This is a genomic window from Enterocloster bolteae (assembly GCF_002234575.2).
Classification (GTDB): Bacteria; Bacillota; Clostridia; order Lachnospirales; family Lachnospiraceae; genus Enterocloster; species Enterocloster bolteae.
Map to the genome: position 1 here is coordinate 2,178,030 of NZ_CP022464.2, position 19,210 is coordinate 2,197,239.

17 protein-coding genes are annotated in these 19,210 nt (G+C 51.0%); 10 read left to right on the top strand and 7 right to left on the bottom strand.

The window, feature by feature from the left end:
• Positions 1-144 precede the first annotated feature (144 nt).
• Together CGC65_RS10230 and CGC65_RS10235 are read left to right on the top strand one after the other, a co-directional pair.
• Complete coding sequence (locus CGC65_RS10230) at positions 145-1,413, top strand: NAD(P)-dependent oxidoreductase (protein ID WP_002569483.1); 1,269 nt, start codon at positions 145-147, stop codon at positions 1,411-1,413.
• 46 nt (positions 1,414-1,459) lie between these two features.
• Positions 1,460-2,311, top strand: coding sequence for a sugar phosphate isomerase/epimerase family protein (locus CGC65_RS10235; RefSeq protein WP_002569482.1), 852 nt, complete (start codon positions 1,460-1,462; stop codon positions 2,309-2,311).
• 87 nt (positions 2,312-2,398) lie between these two features.
• Here the strand turns inward: CGC65_RS10235 and CGC65_RS10240 are convergent, their stop codons facing one another.
• A complete protein-coding gene (locus CGC65_RS10240; RefSeq protein ID WP_002569481.1) occupies positions 2,399-3,778 on the bottom strand; it encodes an MATE family efflux transporter in 1,380 nt (459 codons plus the stop codon).
• 388 nt (positions 3,779-4,166) lie between these two features.
• Between CGC65_RS10240 and CGC65_RS10245 the strand changes: the two genes are divergently transcribed.
• From CGC65_RS10245 to CGC65_RS10260, 4 genes are all read left to right on the top strand, one after another.
• Positions 4,167-5,162, top strand: a complete 996-nt coding sequence (locus CGC65_RS10245) for an ADP-ribosylglycohydrolase family protein (RefSeq protein WP_002569480.1) — start codon at positions 4,167-4,169, stop codon at positions 5,160-5,162.
• Positions 5,159-6,112, top strand: a complete 954-nt coding sequence (locus CGC65_RS10250) for a PfkB family carbohydrate kinase (protein ID WP_002569479.1) — start codon at positions 5,159-5,161, stop codon at positions 6,110-6,112. The genes CGC65_RS10245 and CGC65_RS10250 overlap by 4 nt, the downstream gene beginning before the upstream one ends.
• A 5-nt stretch (positions 6,113-6,117) precedes the next feature.
• Positions 6,118-6,804, top strand: a complete 687-nt coding sequence (gene pnuC / locus CGC65_RS10255) for a nicotinamide riboside transporter PnuC (protein ID WP_002569478.1) — start codon at positions 6,118-6,120, stop codon at positions 6,802-6,804.
• 85 nt (positions 6,805-6,889) lie between these two features.
• A complete protein-coding gene (locus CGC65_RS10260) occupies positions 6,890-7,615 on the top strand; it encodes a GntR family transcriptional regulator (RefSeq protein WP_002569477.1) in 726 nt (241 codons plus the stop codon).
• Between the two features lie 52 nt (positions 7,616-7,667).
• Here CGC65_RS10260 and CGC65_RS10265 read toward each other — a convergent pair whose 3' ends face one another.
• The 3 genes from CGC65_RS10265 to CGC65_RS10275 form a co-directional block, all read right to left on the bottom strand.
• Positions 7,668-9,227, bottom strand: a complete 1,560-nt coding sequence (locus tag CGC65_RS10265) for a putative polysaccharide biosynthesis protein (RefSeq protein ID WP_002569476.1) — start codon at positions 9,225-9,227, stop codon at positions 7,668-7,670.
• Between the two features lie 73 nt (positions 9,228-9,300).
• On the bottom strand, positions 9,301-10,665 hold the full coding sequence (locus CGC65_RS10270) for an MATE family efflux transporter (RefSeq protein WP_002569475.1): 1,365 nt from the start codon (positions 10,663-10,665) through the stop codon (positions 9,301-9,303).
• The gene (locus CGC65_RS10275) at positions 10,662-11,450 is read right to left on the bottom strand and encodes a MerR family DNA-binding transcriptional regulator (protein WP_002571232.1); all 789 of its coding nucleotides are present in this window, start codon (positions 11,448-11,450) and stop codon (positions 10,662-10,664) included. The genes CGC65_RS10270 and CGC65_RS10275 overlap by 4 nt, the downstream gene beginning before the upstream one ends.
• A gap of 179 nt (positions 11,451-11,629) precedes the next feature.
• Between CGC65_RS10275 and CGC65_RS10280 the strand changes: the two genes are divergently transcribed.
• Together CGC65_RS10280 and CGC65_RS10285 are read left to right on the top strand one after the other, a co-directional pair.
• Entirely contained in the window at positions 11,630-12,856 is a 1,227-nt protein-coding gene (locus CGC65_RS10280) for a hypothetical protein (RefSeq protein WP_002569473.1), read from the top strand.
• A 44-nt stretch (positions 12,857-12,900) separates the two neighbouring features.
• Positions 12,901-13,704: a M55 family metallopeptidase gene (locus tag CGC65_RS10285; RefSeq protein ID WP_002569472.1), complete on the top strand. Its 804-nt coding sequence runs from the start codon at positions 12,901-12,903 to the stop codon at positions 13,702-13,704.
• 185 nt (positions 13,705-13,889) lie between these two features.
• Here CGC65_RS10285 and CGC65_RS10290 read toward each other — a convergent pair whose 3' ends face one another.
• The 3 genes from CGC65_RS10290 to CGC65_RS10300 all read right to left on the bottom strand — a co-directional run bounded on the left by CGC65_RS10290 (position 13,890) and on the right by CGC65_RS10300 (position 16,587).
• Positions 13,890-14,255, bottom strand: coding sequence for a winged helix-turn-helix transcriptional regulator (locus CGC65_RS10290; RefSeq protein ID WP_002569471.1), 366 nt, complete (start codon positions 14,253-14,255; stop codon positions 13,890-13,892).
• 289 nt (positions 14,256-14,544) lie between these two features.
• Positions 14,545-15,363, bottom strand: a complete 819-nt coding sequence (locus tag CGC65_RS10295; RefSeq protein ID WP_002569470.1) for an aldo/keto reductase — start codon at positions 15,361-15,363, stop codon at positions 14,545-14,547.
• Positions 15,364-15,381: 18 nt separating this feature from the next.
• Positions 15,382-16,587 carry an iron-containing alcohol dehydrogenase gene (locus CGC65_RS10300; protein ID WP_002569469.1) on the bottom strand — a complete coding sequence of 402 codons (1,206 nt, stop codon included), beginning with the start codon at positions 16,585-16,587 and terminating at the stop codon, positions 15,382-15,384.
• A gap of 148 nt (positions 16,588-16,735) precedes the next feature.
• On the opposite strand from CGC65_RS10300, the gene CGC65_RS10305 reads away from it, so the two are divergent.
• Both CGC65_RS10305 and CGC65_RS10310 read left to right on the top strand, forming a co-directional pair.
• On the top strand, positions 16,736-17,143 hold the full coding sequence (locus CGC65_RS10305) for a beta-galactosidase small subunit-related protein (protein ID WP_048928909.1): 408 nt from the start codon (positions 16,736-16,738) through the stop codon (positions 17,141-17,143).
• A gap of 273 nt (positions 17,144-17,416) precedes the next feature.
• Complete coding sequence (locus CGC65_RS10310; RefSeq protein WP_002569467.1) at positions 17,417-19,210, top strand: sensor histidine kinase; 1,794 nt, start codon at positions 17,417-17,419, stop codon at positions 19,208-19,210.

Consider the following 19,210-nt stretch of genomic DNA (forward strand, 5'->3'; position numbering starts at 1 on the left):
CTGAGAATTGCCGGTTTGTCCTGTTAATTTTGCGACGGGCTGTTTTGCAAAAAGTACACCGGCTCTGTTGATTCCCCTGTATGGCTGTGCTATGATTGGGGCTGCAAAAATGAGATGAGAGCAGTTTAGAGGAGGAATCATGCCATGGCAGTTCATGTAATCGACGAAGCCAACCGTTGTCTTCAGTGTAAGAAACCCATGTGTCAGCAGGGATGCCCAATCCACACCCCCATACCAGCCATGATTAAGGCCCTGAAAGAGGGGGGACTGGAGGAGGCAGGGGCCATGCTGTTTTCCAACAACCCCATGTCACTGGTGTGTTCCCTTGTATGCAATCATGAGCGGCAATGCGAGGGCCACTGTGTCCTGGGAAGGAAGGGGCAGCCGGTTCATGTGAGCAGCATAGAGAATTATATATCGGACACATGCCTGGAGCGTATTGACGTCCAGTGCCAGCCAAAGAATGGGAAAAAGGTGGCTGTTATCGGGGCGGGGCCTGCGGGTATCACAATCGCCATCCTTCTGACAAAGAAGGGGTACAGTGTAACCATCTTTGACTCCAGGGACAAGATTGGCGGCGTACTGCAGTATGGCATACCGGAATTCCGTCTGCCCAAGGCGATACTGGAGCGCTATAAGAAAAAGCTTCTGTCCATGGGAATCAGGATTCGTCCCAATACCACCATAGGAGGGGCTCTGGAAATCAAGGACCTGTTCCGGGACGGATATGAGAGCATCTTCATCGGCACCGGCGTATGGCGTCCCAAGAAGCTGGGAATCAAGGGAGAATCCCTGGGAAATGTGCATTTTGCCATTGATTACCTGGCTAATCCGGATGCCTACGACTTAGGGGACAGGGTGGCTGTCATCGGAGTGGGCAATTCCGCCATGGACGTGGCCAGGACCGTCATCCGAAAAGGGTCCCACCATGTGACCCTCTATGCCAGGGGAAGCCATTCGGACGCCAGCCTTCATGAGACGCAGTATGCCATGCTGGACGGAGCTAAATTTGAGTTCAGCAGGAATATTGTGGAAATCAATGACAACGGGCCTGTATTTCAGCAGATACTGTATGATGAGGAAGGCAATGTGACGGGGTATTCCGGGGAAAAAGAGCAGGTTTACGCTGACTCTGTTATTATTTCCATCAGCCAGGGGCCAAAGAGCAAGCTGGTCAATACCACAGAGGGGCTGAAGGCCACCAGAAACGGCCTTCTGCAGACGGACGAACAGGGGGAGACAACAGTGGAGGGAATCTTTGCCTCCGGCGATGTGGTTCTGGGAGCCAAGACCGTGGTGGAGGCAGTGGCCTATTCCAAGACCGTGGCGGATGCCATGGATGCCTATATGAAGGAAAAAGCCGGTAAAGAAAAAAATGAAAAAGACGGGAAAGGACTGGCAGGCCGGGAATAACCGTGGTAAAATAGGACTTGAAAACGTTTGCAAAGGAGAAGGGTCCATGAAACTGAATACAGGCATGAGATGCCATGATTTATGTCCGAAGATGGAAATGGAGAAGCTGTTTGCCCAGGTAAGGGAACATGATATCCGTCAAATCCAGCTGGCATTCGGAAAGTCCATCAGCGATTATGATTTTACCGCAGGCCATTACAGCTCCGGTTTTGCCCGGACCATTGCCCGGGAGCTGGAGAAGAACCAAATCCATGTGGCTGTGCTGGGCTGCTATATCAATCCTGTCAATCCCATTGAATCCATACGCCAGGCAGAGGTGGCGCGTTTCATCGAACATATGAAATATGCCAGAATCATAGGGGCTGATATGGTGGGAACCGAGACAGGACGCCTGGATCCGGATTTCAGGGTCACAGAGGAATCCTATACAGAGGACGCCTACCAGCTGCTTTTAAGGAGCATGAGGGAGATCGTGGCTGCGGCTGAGAAGCTGGGAGTTATTGTAGGTGTGGAGGGCGTATTTAACCACACGCTGTACAGCCCTGCCCGGATGAAGCGGTTCCTGGAGGACATTGATTCCCCCAATGTGGAGGTGATACTGGACGCCGTGAATCTGATCCACCCCGAACAGGCGGAGCCGGAGGCACAGAAAGAGGTTATTGACAGGGCTTTTGCATATTACGGCGACCGCATAGGCGCCCTTCATGTAAAGGATTTTGTCTTTGACGGCCAGGAACAGCTGTTCCGCCATGTGGGTGACGGCCTTTTCCAGTATGAACCCCTTATGAGGCATGTAAAGGAGAGGAAGCCCCATATTGCCATGCTGTTGGAGAATTCCAGCAGGGAGCGGTATCATGAAGATGTGAAGTTCTTACAGACGATTTACGATCAGGTGTAGATATGGAACACCCCAAAGCTGATAAAAAGGCTTTGGGGTGTCTTTTGATATAGGATATCCGGCTCTGTCCGTCAGATGCGGATACAATCAGGCATTGGCTCCCAGCTCCCGTTTCATTTTCCGGAAGGAAAGAAGGAACAGTGTTACCGTGGTGCATACGGCTATGGTATCGGCAATGGGTTCTGCCACGAATACCGCAAACACTTTGTTTTCAAAGAGGTTGGGCAGAACGTAAATCAGCGGTATCAGCAGGATGACCTTCCGCAGCAGAGCCAGGAACAGGGAGGTTTTGCTGTCTCCGATGGCGATAAAGGTCTGCTGGCATGCCAGCTGGGCTCCAAAGAGCAGGGACGCGGCCATATAGATGCGGATGGACCACTCGCTGAAGGCTGTCAGGGCTGCATCCTGGGTAAAGATGCGGATATACACCATGGGCACAAACATGGCCACAGCCCAAAGTACGGTTGAGTAGGTCATACATGAGGTCAGAAGCAGCCGGAAGGTCCTGCTTACGCGGTCAAGCTTTTTGGCGCCGTAGTTAAAGCTGATAATGGGCTGGGCGCCCTGGGTCAGTCCCTGAAGGGGCAGTAGGGAGAACTGCATCACGCTTCCCATGATGGTCATGGCCCCTACTGCCACATCTCCCCCGTACTTTAAGAGGGAGGTATTAAAGCAGATATTCAGGATGCTTTCCGTGAACTGCATGACAAAAGGGGCTGCGCCCAGCGCAATGGCCGGCATGAGAATTTCCCTTTTGGGCCGCATGAAGCAGGTGCGTATTTTAAGGTAGCTCTTATTCGATATCAGGAACAGGACAACCCAGGCAGCGGAGATTCCCTGGGATATGATGGTGGCCAGGGCAGCGCCCCGAACGCCCATGTGAAACACAAACATGAGAATGGGGTCCAGGATGATGTTGCATATGGCCCCGATGAGCACGGTGTACATACCTGTCTTGGCATATCCCTGGGCATTGATAAAGGCGTTGAGTCCAAGGGCCAGCTGTACAAAAATGGTTCCCAGGGAATAAATCTGCATGTAAGCCCACCCGTACTCTATGGTATTGCCGCTGGCTCCGAACATCAGCAGGATGCGGCGGCCGAAGATAAGGAAGAAGGCAGTCAGCACAACGGCCACGGTTATAAGGGCAGTGGTACAGTTGCCCAGGATGTTTTCTGCTTCGTCCTTCCTGCCCTTGCCCAGCATGATAGATGCCCTGGGAGCGCCGCCCATGCTTACCAGGGCGGCAAAGGCGGAAATCGCCATGATAACCGGGAAGGTGACGCCTACCCCTGTAAGCGCGTTGGCGCCTTCGCCGGGCAGGTGGCCGATATACATACGGTCCACCATATTATACAGAACGTTGATGATTTGGGCTGTAATGGCCGGCAGGGCCAACTGAAAAAGAAGCTTCCCCACGCTGCCCGTGCCCAGGTCCACCTCTTTTGCTTCTTTGTTTTTCTCCATATAAATCTCAATCCTTTCGTATTTCAAAAATAGCCATTTAAATACTATATCTCGAAACCAAGGGAAAGTCAACCAGAGGGCCGGCTGGCAAAAAGCCGAAAAAACAGGCCCTGCCGGACTAAATTTACTCTGCGGGGATACCGGATCTAACCTGTATGGCCTGCTTTTTTATGCGGCAGCCGGAAAGAGAGGAGAGAACAGAACTCACCTTAATTATACATATCATACAAAAAAATAGAATAATAGCGAAAAAAACAGTATTATTTTACAGCTATATGCATAAAAATGTAATTTTATATTGACAGGAATGTCAGATAATATTATAATGCAAATAACAATACAAGTTGTAATAACAATATGTAATAATAAATTGCCAGGAGGTAACAGTATGAGAGACAAAATTGCCGGAGCCCTTTACGGGATGGCCCTGGGCGATGCCATGGGGATGCCTGCCGAGTTGTGGGGAAGAAAGAGAGTAAAGGCCTTTTTTGGACGGATTGAGGGATTCTTGGACGGACCGGCTGAGAATGATGTGGCGTTCAACTATAAGAAGGGCCAGTTCACCGACGATACGGGCCAGGCCCTTGTTCTTCTGGACTCCATTGAGTCCACTGACTATGAACCGGACACCAGAGACATTGCTCTGAGGATGCTGGCCTGGGCTGAGAAGGAAAATGCCTTTGAAAACAATATTCTGGGTCCCACCTCCAAGGTGGCCCTGGCAAATTTCAGGGATAACATCCAGGATTCCAGGATTACGGATAAGGCGCTGTCCAACGGAAGCGCTATGAGGATAGCACCCATCGGCTGCCTGTTCCGGCCGGAACAAAAGGAGGACATTGCCAGATATGTCTACCTGGTGTCAAGAGCCACACACACCAGTGATGTGACCATAGCCGGGGCTGCCATGATTGCCGAGGCTGTGAGTTCGGCTATTGTGAAGGATGACTTTGAGAAAGTAATGGAGGATGTGTTTGGGATTGAGGAGATTGGTTACGGCATGGGCTGCGAGACCTTCAGTCCAAGGCTGGGAGAGCGCTTAAGGATTGGTCTGGACATCGCCGGATCCTATAAGGGGGATGATGAGGGATTTATCCATAAGCTCTACGATGTGGTGGGTACCGGGGTAGGTATTATTGAGTCTGTCCCTGCCGCCCTTTCCGTGGCATACTATGCCCAGGATCCAAACCTGTCCTGCCTGCTCTGTGCCAACATGGCAGGTGACACAGACACCATCGGAGCCATGGCCACTGCTGTCTGCGGGGCATTTACAGGGATGGGAAGGATAAAACCGGAATACATCCGGACCCTGAGGCAGCAGAATGATGCGGACTTTGACCATTACATCCGTATACTGGAAAAGGGAAGGGAGAGATTTGCATGAAAACCCTTGTAATAGGTGCGGCCATCATTGATATTATCATGAAAATAAAGCGTCTGCCTAAAAGCGGAGAGGATATCCTGTGCAGCGAAACCGTGTCCGCGGTGGGAGGATGTGCTTACAACGTGGCAGGTACGCTGCGGGGCTTTGGCGTGGACCACGACCTTTTCGTGCCTGTGGGAAGGGGCATGTACGGGGATATGATCGCAGGCGATTTGGAAAAGCTGGGATACCAAATCCTTATCAGGGAAGAGGAGTCGGACAACGGTTACTGCCTGTGCCTGGTGGAGGAGGATGGAGAGCGCACATTTATCACGGTCAAGGGCGCGGAAGGGCGCTTCAGGCCTTCCTGGTTTGAACAGCTGTCCCAGGATGCCTACGACAGCATCTATGTGGCCGGATACCAGGTGTGCGGTACCAGCGGCGGGGTCATTTCCGATTGGATGGCGGGCGCGAAGGGCAGGATGAAGGAAAAACGCGTTTTCTTTGCCCCGGGACCGGTCATAACCGACATTGACCAGGCTGTGATGGAGCGCATCCTTTCAGTGGGTCCCATTCTCCATCTCAATGAAAAGGAAGCCTTTGATTACGCAAAGCAGCCGTCTGTGGAGGACTGCCTGAAGTACCTGTACGGCCTGAATCATAACCTTGTGGTGGTCACCATGGGAGCTTCCGGCACCATGTATTATGACGGCAGCGTGATGAGGCAGGTCCCTGCCTATAAAACACAGGTAAAGGATACCATAGGTGCAGGCGACAGCCATGTGGCTGCCATGATTGCCGGGTACTCCAAAGGGCTGGATACGGAACAATGCGTGAGGCTTGCCAACCGGGTGGCCTCGGCAATCGTTAGCATCCAGGGGCCGGTGATGACCGGGGAAATGTTTGAACAGCAGGATTTTGCGCCGTATATCCTGAACGGGTGCAGTAAACATACGAATGTGGAGGGGTAGTTTAAATGAATAAGATAAAAGAGTTCTTTCGTGATTGGAGTATATTTGAGAAAGTCTGGCTGATTTTCGTGTGTTCCCTGATGACTGTCATATGGTTTATCAACGGGGATACGCCGTTCATGCTTGTCTTAAGCCTTACAGGCAGCCTGAACCTGGTGCTGGGAGCAAAGGGCAAGGTGGCAGGACTTTATTTTGCCATCATCAACAGCGCCATGTACGCGTACCAGTGTCTGGGAATCCCGCTGTACGGCGAGGTCATGTACAATGTGCTCTACAGCATTCCGGTCAGCGCCACGGCCATCTATCTGTGGAAGAAGAACGCAACCAGCGACGGCGAGGTCAGATTCCGTACCATGACGCTTAAGCTTGTGGCAGGGGTAGCCATAGCCACAGCCGTGGGAGTCTGGGGATATTCAGAATTGTTAAAATACATGGGCGGTTCCTTTGCGTTCATGGATTCACTGACCACAGTGGTATCCGTTATAGCCAGTATGCTCTATCTGCTGCGTTATTCCGAGCAGTGGCTTATGTGGGTTATTGTCAACGCTCTGTCTATTATCATGTGGATTATGGTGTTTGTATCAGGGGACACCACGGCCCTGCTTATCATTGTAATGAAAACAGTGAATCTGCTGAATTCCCTCTACGGATACATGAACTGGAGGAAAATATCGCAGAAAACAGCGGAATGAACCCTTTTCTCTCTCCAATAAGTTGAAAGAATGTCGCTCTCAGTATATAATGATAAAAACAAAAAGAGAGCGGATTGAGGTTATTATGAGAGAGAAATTAGCCAAATATGAGCAGATCAGGCAGGATATCATACATAAAATCGAGAGCATGGAATACAGGCCCAACCAGGTCATTCCGTCGGAAAATGAACTGTGCGCATCCTATGGGGTAAGCAGGATTACAGTCAGGAAGGCCATAGACGAGCTGGTTCATGAGGGGCTGCTCTACCGAATCAAGGGAAAAGGAAGCTTTGTCAGGGACCATGGCTCGGAGGGGCTGTCGCGTATCTACAGCTTTACCGAGGCCATTCTCCATCAGGGAAAGACGCCGTCCAAAAAGCTGCTGTCACTGAAGGTGGAGGAAGCAGACGCGGATATAAGGCGAAGGATGGGGCTGGAGGAAGGGGAGGAGGTCTATGTCATCAAGAGCATTTATTATGCGGACGGCAGGCCTTACTGTATCAATACCTCTATCCTCCCCAGGAAGCTGTTTCCCAAGCTGGAGTTATTTGATTTCAACCACAACTCCCTGTATGAAGTGCTTAAATCCTTTTACCAGCTCTCCTTCACAAAGGCGCGCCAGATTTTAAACGCCACAGTGGGAAGCAGTGAGATCTACGGATATCTGGAGACTGAGCAGAACCAGCCCTTGCTCAGAATCAACGCTGCCTCATTTTGCCTGTACCATGATAATGAAACTGTATTCGAGATATATGAATCCTATATATTGACGGACATCCTCAGCTATTATGTGGAAAAATATAACACGTAAGTACGCTTCCGTTAATATATGGGCGGCAAAGCAAGAAAAGAGCGGTCCCTGTTTAAGGCAGGGGCCGCTTTTTGTGGAACAGGAGCAGAAGTCCCATGTAGCTGAAGCTCAGGAACAGAATCTGCACGGCTGTCATGATAAAGAGGGGAAGCTCCTTAAGCCAGAAGCAGGACTGGGAAAATGCCAGATACATGCCGATGGAAATCAGTAAAAGGAGCACGGGCTTAACTATCATGTTGACGGTATCCCAGCAAAAGGGTACCAGTCGCTTTACCGCCAGGAAGCTCATGAGGGCCAGGGCCAGTTCACTGACCAGCATGCCCCACAGGTATCCCAGGATACCGTATCTGGGAATGGCAAAGAGTACAAACGCCAGCCGTATGACCATGGCAAACACATTCTGGAAAAAGGTGGATGAAGTCCTGCCAAGACCGTTTAAGATGCTTCCCATGGTAGTGGCCAGGTACATAAAGGGGCACAGCCATGACAGGATGGTGATATATGTACCTGCATTCTGATCGTGGAATACGCTGACGCCCAGCTGGTTCCCAAAGATGGTAAATATGCCGATGCACAGCACACCCATATAGCAGCTGTAGCGCAGGGACATGGATATCATGGAGGAAATACGGGCCTCGTTGCCGTCGGCCTGGGCTTCGGCCACCGTGGGCAGCAGGAGCACGGCCATGGAGTTGGTGATGGCAGAGGGAAACAGGATGAAGGGCAGGGCCATGCTGGTCAGCACGCCGTATACGGACAGGGCCTCTGAGTTTGTGAGGCCGGAGCTCATCAGCCTGTTGGGGATCCATATGGCTTCCGCGCTTCCCAGGACATTTAATATCAGACGGTTTCCCATAAGGGGAAGGGCCAGAGCCATAAGGGGGGCCGCAGTGGCGCCAAAGGAAAGGGGGATGGCCGGAGCTCGGCGGGAATCCCCGTCTTTGCAGGGCGGGAAGAAGCCAAGGCAGAACACAGTGAACACGGCAGATGCCATCTCACCAATCAGGTGCCCGTATACAGCCAGGCTTACCGTAATCTGGCGTCCGGATTCCAGCCAGATGCTGGCGATGAGGAACACGGCGCCCATGCGTATGACCTGCTCCGCCACCTGGGAAAAGGCGGGGACACGGGCTTTCTGCATGCCGTAGTAGTAACCGTTGATACAGGCGTGGAGGGCTGCAAAGGGAACAGACACTGCCATCACCGGCAGATAGGGGGCGCATCTTGGTTCCAGCAGAAGCTTTTCTGCCAGGAAACCGGCATTTCCATAGATGACCCAGGCCAGGAGAAAGGACATGCCCATGGCAATGACCAGACCCGTCCTGAATACGGCCCTGCCCCTGGTCTGGTTGGCAGCCACGTACTGCGACAGGGCGGTCTGGATGGAGCCTGCGCAGACAGCGAAACAGATACTGAATATGGGGTGCACCATATTGTAAATCCCCAGTCCCTCGGCGCCGATGGTCCTGGACATGAAGATTCGGTAGAAGAATCCCAGTATCCTGCATATGAACCCGGTGGAGGTCAGGAGTAGGGTCCCGGTGATGAAGGCCATTTTCCTGGGTGACAAGCGCTTGGAGACAGGGGAGGATGCGGTCAATGAGTGATTCATAAACGCTCCTGGAGATGGGAATTATTAAAAATATATGATAAATTCCAGGATGTAGAACACATTGGACGGCGATTTAGAGGCCCTCTAACTTGTTAAATTCCCTGAAGATGCCCCGGATTATGACTAAGGTGAGAACCAGGGTTGCGATGTCGGCAACGGGCTGGGCCAGCTGGATGCCCAAAAGGCCCAGGAAATGGGCGGCGATGAGAAGCACCGGAATGAGGAACAGACCCTGGCGTGAGATAGCCAGAAGGGTGGCGCGGAATCCGTAGCCGATGGACTGGGACATCATGTTGCTCATGGTCAGAAATCCGTTCATCCACATGGTGGCTATCTGCAGGCGCAGGGCCAGCGTGCCGATGGCAATGACTTCAGGATCGTTTTTCCGGAACAGGCTGATTACATGACCGGAGACCAGGAAGCCGCCTGCGCACACCACAACCAGTATGCAGGTGGTAAATTTCACGCAGAACCAGTAGGCCTGGCGGACCCGGCTGTATTTTCTGGCGCCGTAGGAAAATCCGCACACGGGCTGGAACCCCTGGCCGAAGCCGATGACGGCTGAGTTGACAAAGTAAATCAGGCGGTTCACAATGGCCATGGCAGCGATGGCCGCGTCGCCAAATGGGTGGGCCGTGGTATTTAACACAATAGTCGCTATGCTGGCCATACCCTGGCGGGTCAGGGAGGGAAGGCCTCCGCTTAAGATCTTGCCGTAAAGGAAAAGGGAGGGACGGAAATTGCCAATGCGGATATGGATACACTCCCTGCGCAGGTTGCACTGGGCGAGGAGAATGCAGAAACTGATAAACTGGGACAGGCCGGTGGCAATGGCAGCCCCGGATGTGCCCAGACCAAGGCCGAAGATGAAGATGGGGTCCAGGGCAATGTTAAGGATGCCGCCGGCGGTGATTCCCACCATGGCAAAGGCAGCCAGGCCCTGGAGCCGCAGCAGGTTGTTCATGATAAAGGAACACATCATAAAAGGCGTGGCCAGGAAAATATAGCGGGCATATTCCACTGCATAGGGCTTGATGGTTTCCGTGGCGCCCAGAAGCATCACAACCTGGTCAATGTGGAACAGGCAGAAAACGCCCAGACAGGTACCCAGGAGGAAGCCGGTAAAAAACGCGACCGAGACAGCGCGTTCCCCGTCCTCATGGCGTCCGGCGCCCAGACACCGGGCCATGTAGTTGCCGCTGCCCATGCCGATGGTAAAGGACAGGGCCTGGATGATGGCCATGGCTGAGAATATGATGCCCACAGCGCCGGAGGCGCTGGTGCCAAGCTGGCTCACAAAAAATGTATCTGCCATGTTGTAGATGGCGCTGACCATCATGCTGATGATGGTGGGGACGGCAAGCCGCGGGATAACCTTGTGTATGTCCCCGTTCACCAGCATTTCGTACCGTTCGTTTTCTGATTCATTAGAGCTCATGATATACCGTCCTTTTGGAATATTGTTGAAGTTTTGAAAGGTATGGCCTCTATGTACGTATCATAATAGTTCATCAGCCTTCCTTCACAGGCAGAAACCAGCACCCTCCCGATAGCAGGACCGGGGCGGTAATTATGCATTTTAAGATAATCATAATAGATGGCCAAGTCATTATCAGCCGGATCCTCATATGAGCTTTTTAGAAGTACATGCAGATAAACACGCGGCGCATCATCCTTGGGACGAAGGAGCGTACCCGGATTTGCCGGGACGGCAGTAAACCGGCCATAGTCATATCTGGATGGGGTTTGCGGCTGTATCAGGATGACTAATTCCTTTTCGTGGTCATACAGGTGGGACAGGTTTTCTTTATTCAAAAGCTCATAAGCGCAGATGGCCGGAAGGGAGAGGGATAAAAAGCTGGGTTCAGAATACAACATTGTTCTTACGGTATTGACCTGGTCTGATTTAATGTCAATGTGTTTCAACTTATCCTGTAGATCCTCAATCATATCACATATGTATTCACGGCGGCACTGGAGAAGGGAATAGATTTCTTCTGCATTTAATTCATGTATATGCTTTAAATCCTGGATGGGTATGGAAAGCTGCCGGTATAAGGTGATGTCGCACAAGGTGCGCAGTGTGTGCATGGACCAGGTGCGGTAGCCATTTTCTTCGCTGTGGTCGAATTTGACCAGGCCTTCCTTTCCCCAGTATCTCAGTGTTGCAATTGAAACGCTGAATAAATCGGCTATTTTCCCTATATAATTTTTTTTCGGCATAACACCATCCTTTGTATTGATAAACATGTTGACTCTAAAGCTACTTTATGGTTTATAGTACAATCATACATTTTTTATATGTATAGCTTGATTTCCTGCAGGAATTGAGTACTATTGCATATTTTTTTCCATTATAACAAAAGGGAAAAAATATAACAATAGGAATAGTACCATAAAATATGAAGGGAAGTGATGTAAAAGTGGCACCTGTTATTGCAATCGTAATTTGCTTTGCCTTTGTTTCATTAGGGGATATTGTATCGTTGAAAACGAAAGCAAAATTTCCGTCCCTGGCAGTTGCTATTGTCGCGTATCTTATCGCCATATGGTGTGGAATGCCTAAGACCTATCCTGATGTATCCGGACTGGCGGCATTGGGGGATATATTGTTTCCTGTGTTTGTTGCAGGGCTTGCAACAAGTATCCTCCCAATATCAATTGTAAAGAACTGGAAATTTGTCATCATAGGCTGTATTGCAGTACTGGCAGATTTTTTATGTACCGTAGTAGTCGGAGGCCTTTTTTATGACCCGAGAGAGATGTTTGCGGCGGCAATGACGACCTGCGGCTCCGGCCTGACCGGAGGGCTGATTGTATTAGACCGTTTGAAGGGAACCGGCCTGACAGAGATGGTCACCATACCGCTCTTGCTGGCGTGTACCATTGACGCAATCGGACAGCCGGTGGGTTCGCTGATTACAAGAAAATATGCTGGGAAGCTTATTGCCTCGGACGCTTATCTGACAGACAAAATTGTGGATCATTCCGATGGGGGAAAGCTCAACAAATGGGGGGCGCCTTTTAATTCTTCTGAAAATCCAAGTCCGCGGTTTTGTGCCTGGATTCCTCCAAAGTATGAGACAGAGGCAGTTGCCTTCTTACAGTTGATTGTCGTTACGGCACTAGCCATGTGGCTGGGAGGCATTACCGGCCTTGGCTGGTCAATCGTGCTGATTTTACTTGGCTTTGGCGGTACATTCATCGGACTGTTCCGGATGAACATGCTGGACCGTACGCAGACCGGAGGATTTGTAATGGCTGCTATCTACGCCCTGCTGTTTCAAATGCTCAACGATATGACGCTCCAGGAAATCATGGCTAAAATCGTTCCGCTGCTGCTGGTTATCCTGTTAAGCGGAGTGGGACTGGTTCTGGGCGGAATGCTGGGAGCGAAAGTATTTGGTTTTGATCCGTGGTTAGGCGCCTCGGCCACCATTGGTTTGTTTTACCTATTTCCCGGTGTGAGGAATGTAATCAATGAGGTTGCCAGAAGTTTATCCAGGAATGAAGAAGAGAGGCTTTACCTTGTAGAAAAAATTTCTCCGTCCTGTATAATAGCGGCCTCCATGGGCAGTAAATTTTGTTTGTTGGCAGGAGTTCTATTGATGCCGCTTATCATCCGGTAATGTGATGCGGCAATGTATGAGTAAGAATCACAGGAGGTAATAAAATGAAGGTGTATATCAGTGTTGATATCGAGGGAACCGCCAATGCGGTTGGCTGGGACTCAACAGCGCCGGGCGGATTGGACTATGAGCGCAACCGTCTGGAGATGACAAAAGAAGCGGTTGCCGCCGCCAGGGGAGCACACGCTGCCGGGGCTGATGAAATCGTAATTAAGGATGCCCATGGCCACGGAAATAACATTCTCCCGGAATACATGCCGGAGTATGTGGAGCTGATCAGAAGCTATACATATGCCCCGGATGTAATGGTAGAGGGCATCGACGAGAGCTTTGACGCTGCTTTTTATGTGGGCTATCACAGCGCGGCAGGGTGTGAGGGCAATAATCTCGCCCATACCATTTCGCATTCAAAGGTACATTCCATCAAAGTAAATGGGGAGATAGCCTCTGAGTTTATGATTTACAGCTATATGGCAGCCTACCGCAATGTCCCCAGTGTACTATTGACCGGTGACAGAAGCCTGTGCCAGACAGGGAAGAAGTATCACCCATGCCTTGTGACAGTACCGGTAAAGGACGACATCGGAGGCAGGAATAGAGGAATCAGCGGGGAATTGGCATGTAAACAGATTGAGAAGGCTGCAAAGCATGCCTTGGAACAGGATTTGGCAGAAGCCAGAATTGTACTGCCTGGACATTTCGATGTAGAGCTGTGTTTTAAGGACCATACACTGGCGAAATCAGGAAGCTATTATCCCGGCGCAACCCAGAAAGATCCTTATACCATAACCTTCCAGTCAGATGACTGGTATGATGTGGGAAGATTCCTTATTTTCACCATTTTATAAAAGGATATCTGTATATAACAAATCCCATTGGAAAAAGAAAGCAACGGCGCTTAAGGACATAATGGTATCACATCAATGTCCCCAGGCGCCTTTTTCCATGATGTGAAAAGGAAATATATCCTCCTTGCCCTTATAACCTAATTGCGCAAAAGCCCGGCTGAGTGTGTAAACATGCGTTACTGCTATTATTCCTCATCCTCACAACCGCAGGTGGGATGCGTCAGCTGGTAGCGGTCCCCCATATTTTTATATCCCCAGTCACACATGAGGCTGAGAATCGGAAAAAGTGTCTTTCCGTGTTCTGTTATGGAATATTCAACCTGGACAGGAAGCGTGGGAATGACTGTCCGGTCAATAATTCCATCCTCCTCTAATTCTCTCAGCTGCGCGGTCAGCGTCTTTTTGGGGGCGGTTCCCAGATAACGCAGGATTTCATTATAACGTTTTACACCCCCGTACTGCAGGTAGTGCAGAATCAGCGGCTTCCATTTCCCGCCGATGACCTTGAGAGTCACCTCTATTTCGCTGGAAACAATTTTTATGTCTGGCATTCGTGACGCCTCCTTTAAGTGTTTTAAGGAACTGTGTTTATTATATCAGATTTTTTGCCTGTCTGCACTATACTTGTCTGTAAGATGAATGCGCCTGAAATGAAGGTTGGCAGAAAGCGGAAGGGAGAGCATGGGTAAGAAATGGAAGAAAGGGGGAAGAACGGGGAGGAAAGGAGAGGAAAGGGCGAGAGGGAACGTGATAAGCAGCAATAGGGGGAGAAACCTGCGGACGGGTTGCCCCCCTTTTTTGCTTGTGATTTGTTAGGCCAGGGGCCTGTTTTTGATGGTACTAGAAATTAAAATGCTCCGGATCCGCCCCAACCCTGGCTGCGCGGTTTAAGCGGGTGACTGCTTCCATGTCCTGGTCGGATAATTCAAAATCGAAAATAGACTGGTTGGAGACAATCCGCTCCCGGTGTGTGGATTTGGGAATGACTACCACATTTCTCTGGATATCCCAGCGCAGGACAATCTGGGCCGGTGTCCTGCCGTATTTTTGTGCCAACCGGACCAGCGTTTCATCCTGAAGCAAATTTCCGCCGGTCCCCCCCAGGGGACTCCATACTTCCACGGCAATATCGCGGCTGAAACAATAATCAATCAGTTCATTATTATTAAAGTAGGGATGGGATTCCACCTGATTGACGGCAGGCATGACGTCTGCCCTCTTCTCCAGTTCATCCAAATGGCATTTGTGGAAATTGCTGACCCCGATGGCCCTTATTCTGCCTTGTTTATAGAGCTTCTCCATGGCAGTCCAGGCCTCGGTGAAACCCTCTGCAGGCCAATGAATCAGGTAAAGGTCGATGTAATCTGTCTGAAGGGCGGCCAGGCTTTCATTAAATGCTTCCTCTGTCCGTCCGGCCCGTATATCATCATTCCACAGCTTTGTGGTAAGGAAAATCTGCTGGCGGGGAATTTTGCTTTCACGAATTGCGTCTCCCACGCTTTTTTCATTTCCATATATCTTTGCAGTGTCGATGTGCCTGTATCCGGCCTCCAGCGCCCAGCAAACAGCGTCCATGGTCTGCTGTCCGTCTGCGGTTTGATAGACACCCAGGCCTAACTGGGGAATTTTATTCCCCTGGTTCAATTGTACATAGTGCATAGGATACTCCTTCCTGTCCTAATGTGCGGCAGTCTTTTCAGGTCCATGGTCCGCCATTCTGTATATTGCCAGCATATCATCTTCATGAAGAACCATGGCAGAGCCTTTCTGCCCGCCGGACGCCACCGCGCATTTGCGGGCCATTGTCTTTAAATCCCCGTCCGTGGGCGCGATTCCCAGCTCCTGCAAGGAGGTGGGCATATGGATGGCGCGGTAAAAGTCCTCCATTGCGCAGATGCCCTTAAGGGCTGTATCATCAGGTGCGCCGAGGTCCTCAATTCCCATTACATTGACGGCAAAGCGGTGGAACCGGGGCAGGCAGTTTTTATAGACATATCTTGCCCAGCTTCCCCAGATTGCAGCCAGTCCGGCTCCATGGGCAACATCAAACAGTCCGCCGATTTCATGCTCCAATGCATGGGAGGCAAAGTCACCCCCGGCATTTCCGCAGCCGGTAAGTCCATTGTGGGAAAGGCTGCCGGCCCATAAAATTTCTGCGCGGGCATCGTAGTTCAGGGGATCCTCCGCAAGGATTTTTGCATTTTTAATGACGGTGCGCATCAGTGCTTCCGCCATACTGTCCGTTATTTCCATGTTGCCGCCGTTTGTGAAGTACCGCTCCATGGTGTGCATGAGGATATCCGTACACCCGCAGGCTGTCTGGTAATCAGGAAGTGTTTTTGTGAGATCCGGGTTCATGACTGCAAATCTGGGGCGGCTGAGGTCATTGCTGTAGCCGCGTTTGATCCATCCGTCTTCCTTGGTGATGACAGAGGAATCGCTCATCTCGCTGCCGGTGGCGGCAATGGTCAGGACAACGCCGATGGGGAGGCAGTGGGACGGCTGGCGCTTATAGTCATAAAAATCCCATACATCGCCCTCATTCACCGCTCCATAACCGATTGCCTTTGCGGAGTCGATGGCGCTTCCGCCTCCAACGGCCAGGATGAAATCAACGCCCTCTTTTTTACATAATTCAATGCCTTCATAGACCAGACCCAGCCTGGGATTGGGCACAGCGCCTCCCAATTCCACAAAATCCATGTGTTCGGCCGCCAGTGAAGCCTTAACCCTGTCAAGAAGACCGGAACGTATCACGCTTCCGCCTCCGTAGTGGATCAGGACCTTTTTGCCTCCCTGCTCCTTTACAAGAGATCCGGTCTGTTTTTCCGTGTCCTTTCCAAAAACCACTTTTGTAGGTGTGTAATACTGAAAATTGTGCATTTTCTTCTTCCCTTCTTTAATGAGTGCTGTGTGAATAGATGCTGTTTGTGTTTTCTTTACACTGCAAGTATAAGAGGATTGCCTGAAAAGCACAAGAAGGCACATTTTTTTCACCAGGGTACTTTAAAGTGCCCTTACGGCCTGTTTATTGCTTTTTTCCTTTTCCAGCACTCTTTTTGATTATCTGGTGCCTCAGGAGTATGGCTGCCATGCGGATACACACTGGGTTAAATTGTATGGGCCGGCGGACGGAGCAGGCACGGCGTTTGCAGGTGAATCCGGCGCGGCAGGCCAAAGAAGCCGCTGTCTGGAGATTTCCATGGAAGAAAAGCCATTTTATTTTTCAGCCATCCCATATACGCCCCAGGAACTGGAGAGCGCCCTTCACCGGGAAGAGCTTCCCGCTCCGCGCCGGACCGTGGTATCCATCCTGGGCGCCATGCGTGGCGTGGGCGGTATTGACAGCTGGGGATCGGATGTGGAACCGGCTTACCATGTGCCGGCAGATGAGGATATTGAGTATGGATTTGTGATTCGCAGGGGACAGGATGTATAAATCATGGCAAGATAAGTGATTTCTGAAAACCAAATGTTCTTAAAACCAAACAGCCTGATGCGTCAGATTGGCTCTGTCCGGAGCCTTTGACGCAGCAGGCTGTTTTTTGTCTGCAGGAGTTTTACTGTATCTGGCCTGGTTATCAGGCGGGGGCGGGATGGGGGAATCCGAAGCTGTCCAGACGGCTTTGAGGCGAAATATAGCCGCAGCGGATTGTGCCCGGCAGCCGGATGGTTTATAATAGAGTCATTGGGTGATTTTATGGGAGGTATTATGAGAGAGCTGATTTGGGGGAAGACGCTGCGGTCCCGGCTGATCCGGTATAACTTTTTTATTATCTGGGTTATAGCCATATTTGTCAGTGTTTGTACCTATATTACGGCCAGCAGGAAAACGCTGGAGGTGGCCAAGAACTCGCTGCAGCATCATGTGGAGAGTATATCCTACCGGTATCAGCTGGCCTACGAGGAAATGATTAACATTGTCCTCAACTGCACGGAGAGAAAGACCTTTAACCTGGGGGAAATCGGGCGGGGACTTACGCCCGGGGCCAGGAAGAAGGGGCTGGATTACGCGGAGCTTATCAAGGATTACTGCGCTATTTCGGAGTATGGGGATTATATTGTGAAGCTGTCCGTGTTTGATGACCGGGGAGGGATGGTGCAGACCGGTTCTTCCTTTGGAAGCACGGATGATGCGAAGGGGATTCTGGATGGGGGATGGCTGGACCGGGAGCTGGATAAGACCATGGACAGCTATGAGCTGGATTTGGTGGACTCTCCCTTTTTCCAGCATGAAGGACAGGTCCTGCCCATTGCCAGGACACTGACCGGAAGCAGGTCGGTTCCGGGAGGATGGGTGGTGCTCTGCCTGTCCACGGATCTGTTTCAGGATGTGCTTAAGGATACCTCGGGAGGCCAGGAGGCCGTGGTGGTGACCAGTGAGGGAAAACTCATTGCCTCCCTCTATGAACCGGAGGACCATCGGGAGGAAAATGACAGGGTAATCAGGCAGCTGCAGCAGTCGGGGCAGGACAAGGGGCTGCTGGAGATGAAGATTCACGGCAGGAACAGCCTGGTGGCCTTTGAACAATATGACCGCAGCGGCGTCATGGTCTATGAGACCATTACCCTGGACAGTCTCAGCAATGACAGGCTCATGATTATCCAGACCGTCATCATCATGTTTGCGGCCTGCCTGATTTTCGGATTTATTCTGTCGGTGCTGATTACCAATCAGATTAAAAAGCCCATTGACCGGCTGGTCAGGCACATCGGCCATGTGGCTGCGGGAAATTTCACCAGGGACCCGGACATAGAGGGGGAGGATGAAATCGGCACCGTGGGCAAGGTTGTAAATGACATGTCGGAGCGGATTGATACCCTGATGGCGGAACGGCTGGAACATGAGAAGGAGAAGGGGGATTTGGAGCTGAAAATGCTTCAGGCCCAAATCAATCCCCATTTTCTCTACAATACCCTGGATTCCATACGGTGGATTGCCGTCATACAGAAGAACAGCGGGATTGTCAAGATGGTTACGGCCCTGTCCGGCCTGCTTAAGAATATGGCCAAGGGATTCAATGAAAAGGTGACCCTGCAGAAGGAACTGGATTTCCTGGGGGATTATGTCACCATCGAAAAGGTGAAGTATGTGGAGCTCTTCGACCTGGAGGTCCGGGTGGATGAGCCGGAGCTTTATGAGGCCCTGGTCATCAAGCTTACCCTTCAGCCCCTGGTGGAGAATGCTATTTTCAATGGAATTGAACCGGGAGGAAAGCACGGCACCATCTTAATCCATGCTTACAGGGAAGGGGATGTGTTCATCATCAAGGTGAGGGATAACGGCGTGGGAATTGCGCGGGAAAAGATGGCCTCGATTCTGAACCATACGGAAAAGGTAAAGGGCAGCTCCATGAGCGGAATCGGCCTTCCCAATGTGGACCGGCGTATCAAGCTTAACTATGGAGAGGAATACGGCCTTACGATTGAGAGCCAGGAAGGGGAATTTACAGAAATCACCATAAAAATGCCGCTTGAATATGAATGCGAAGGTGAATCCAGATAA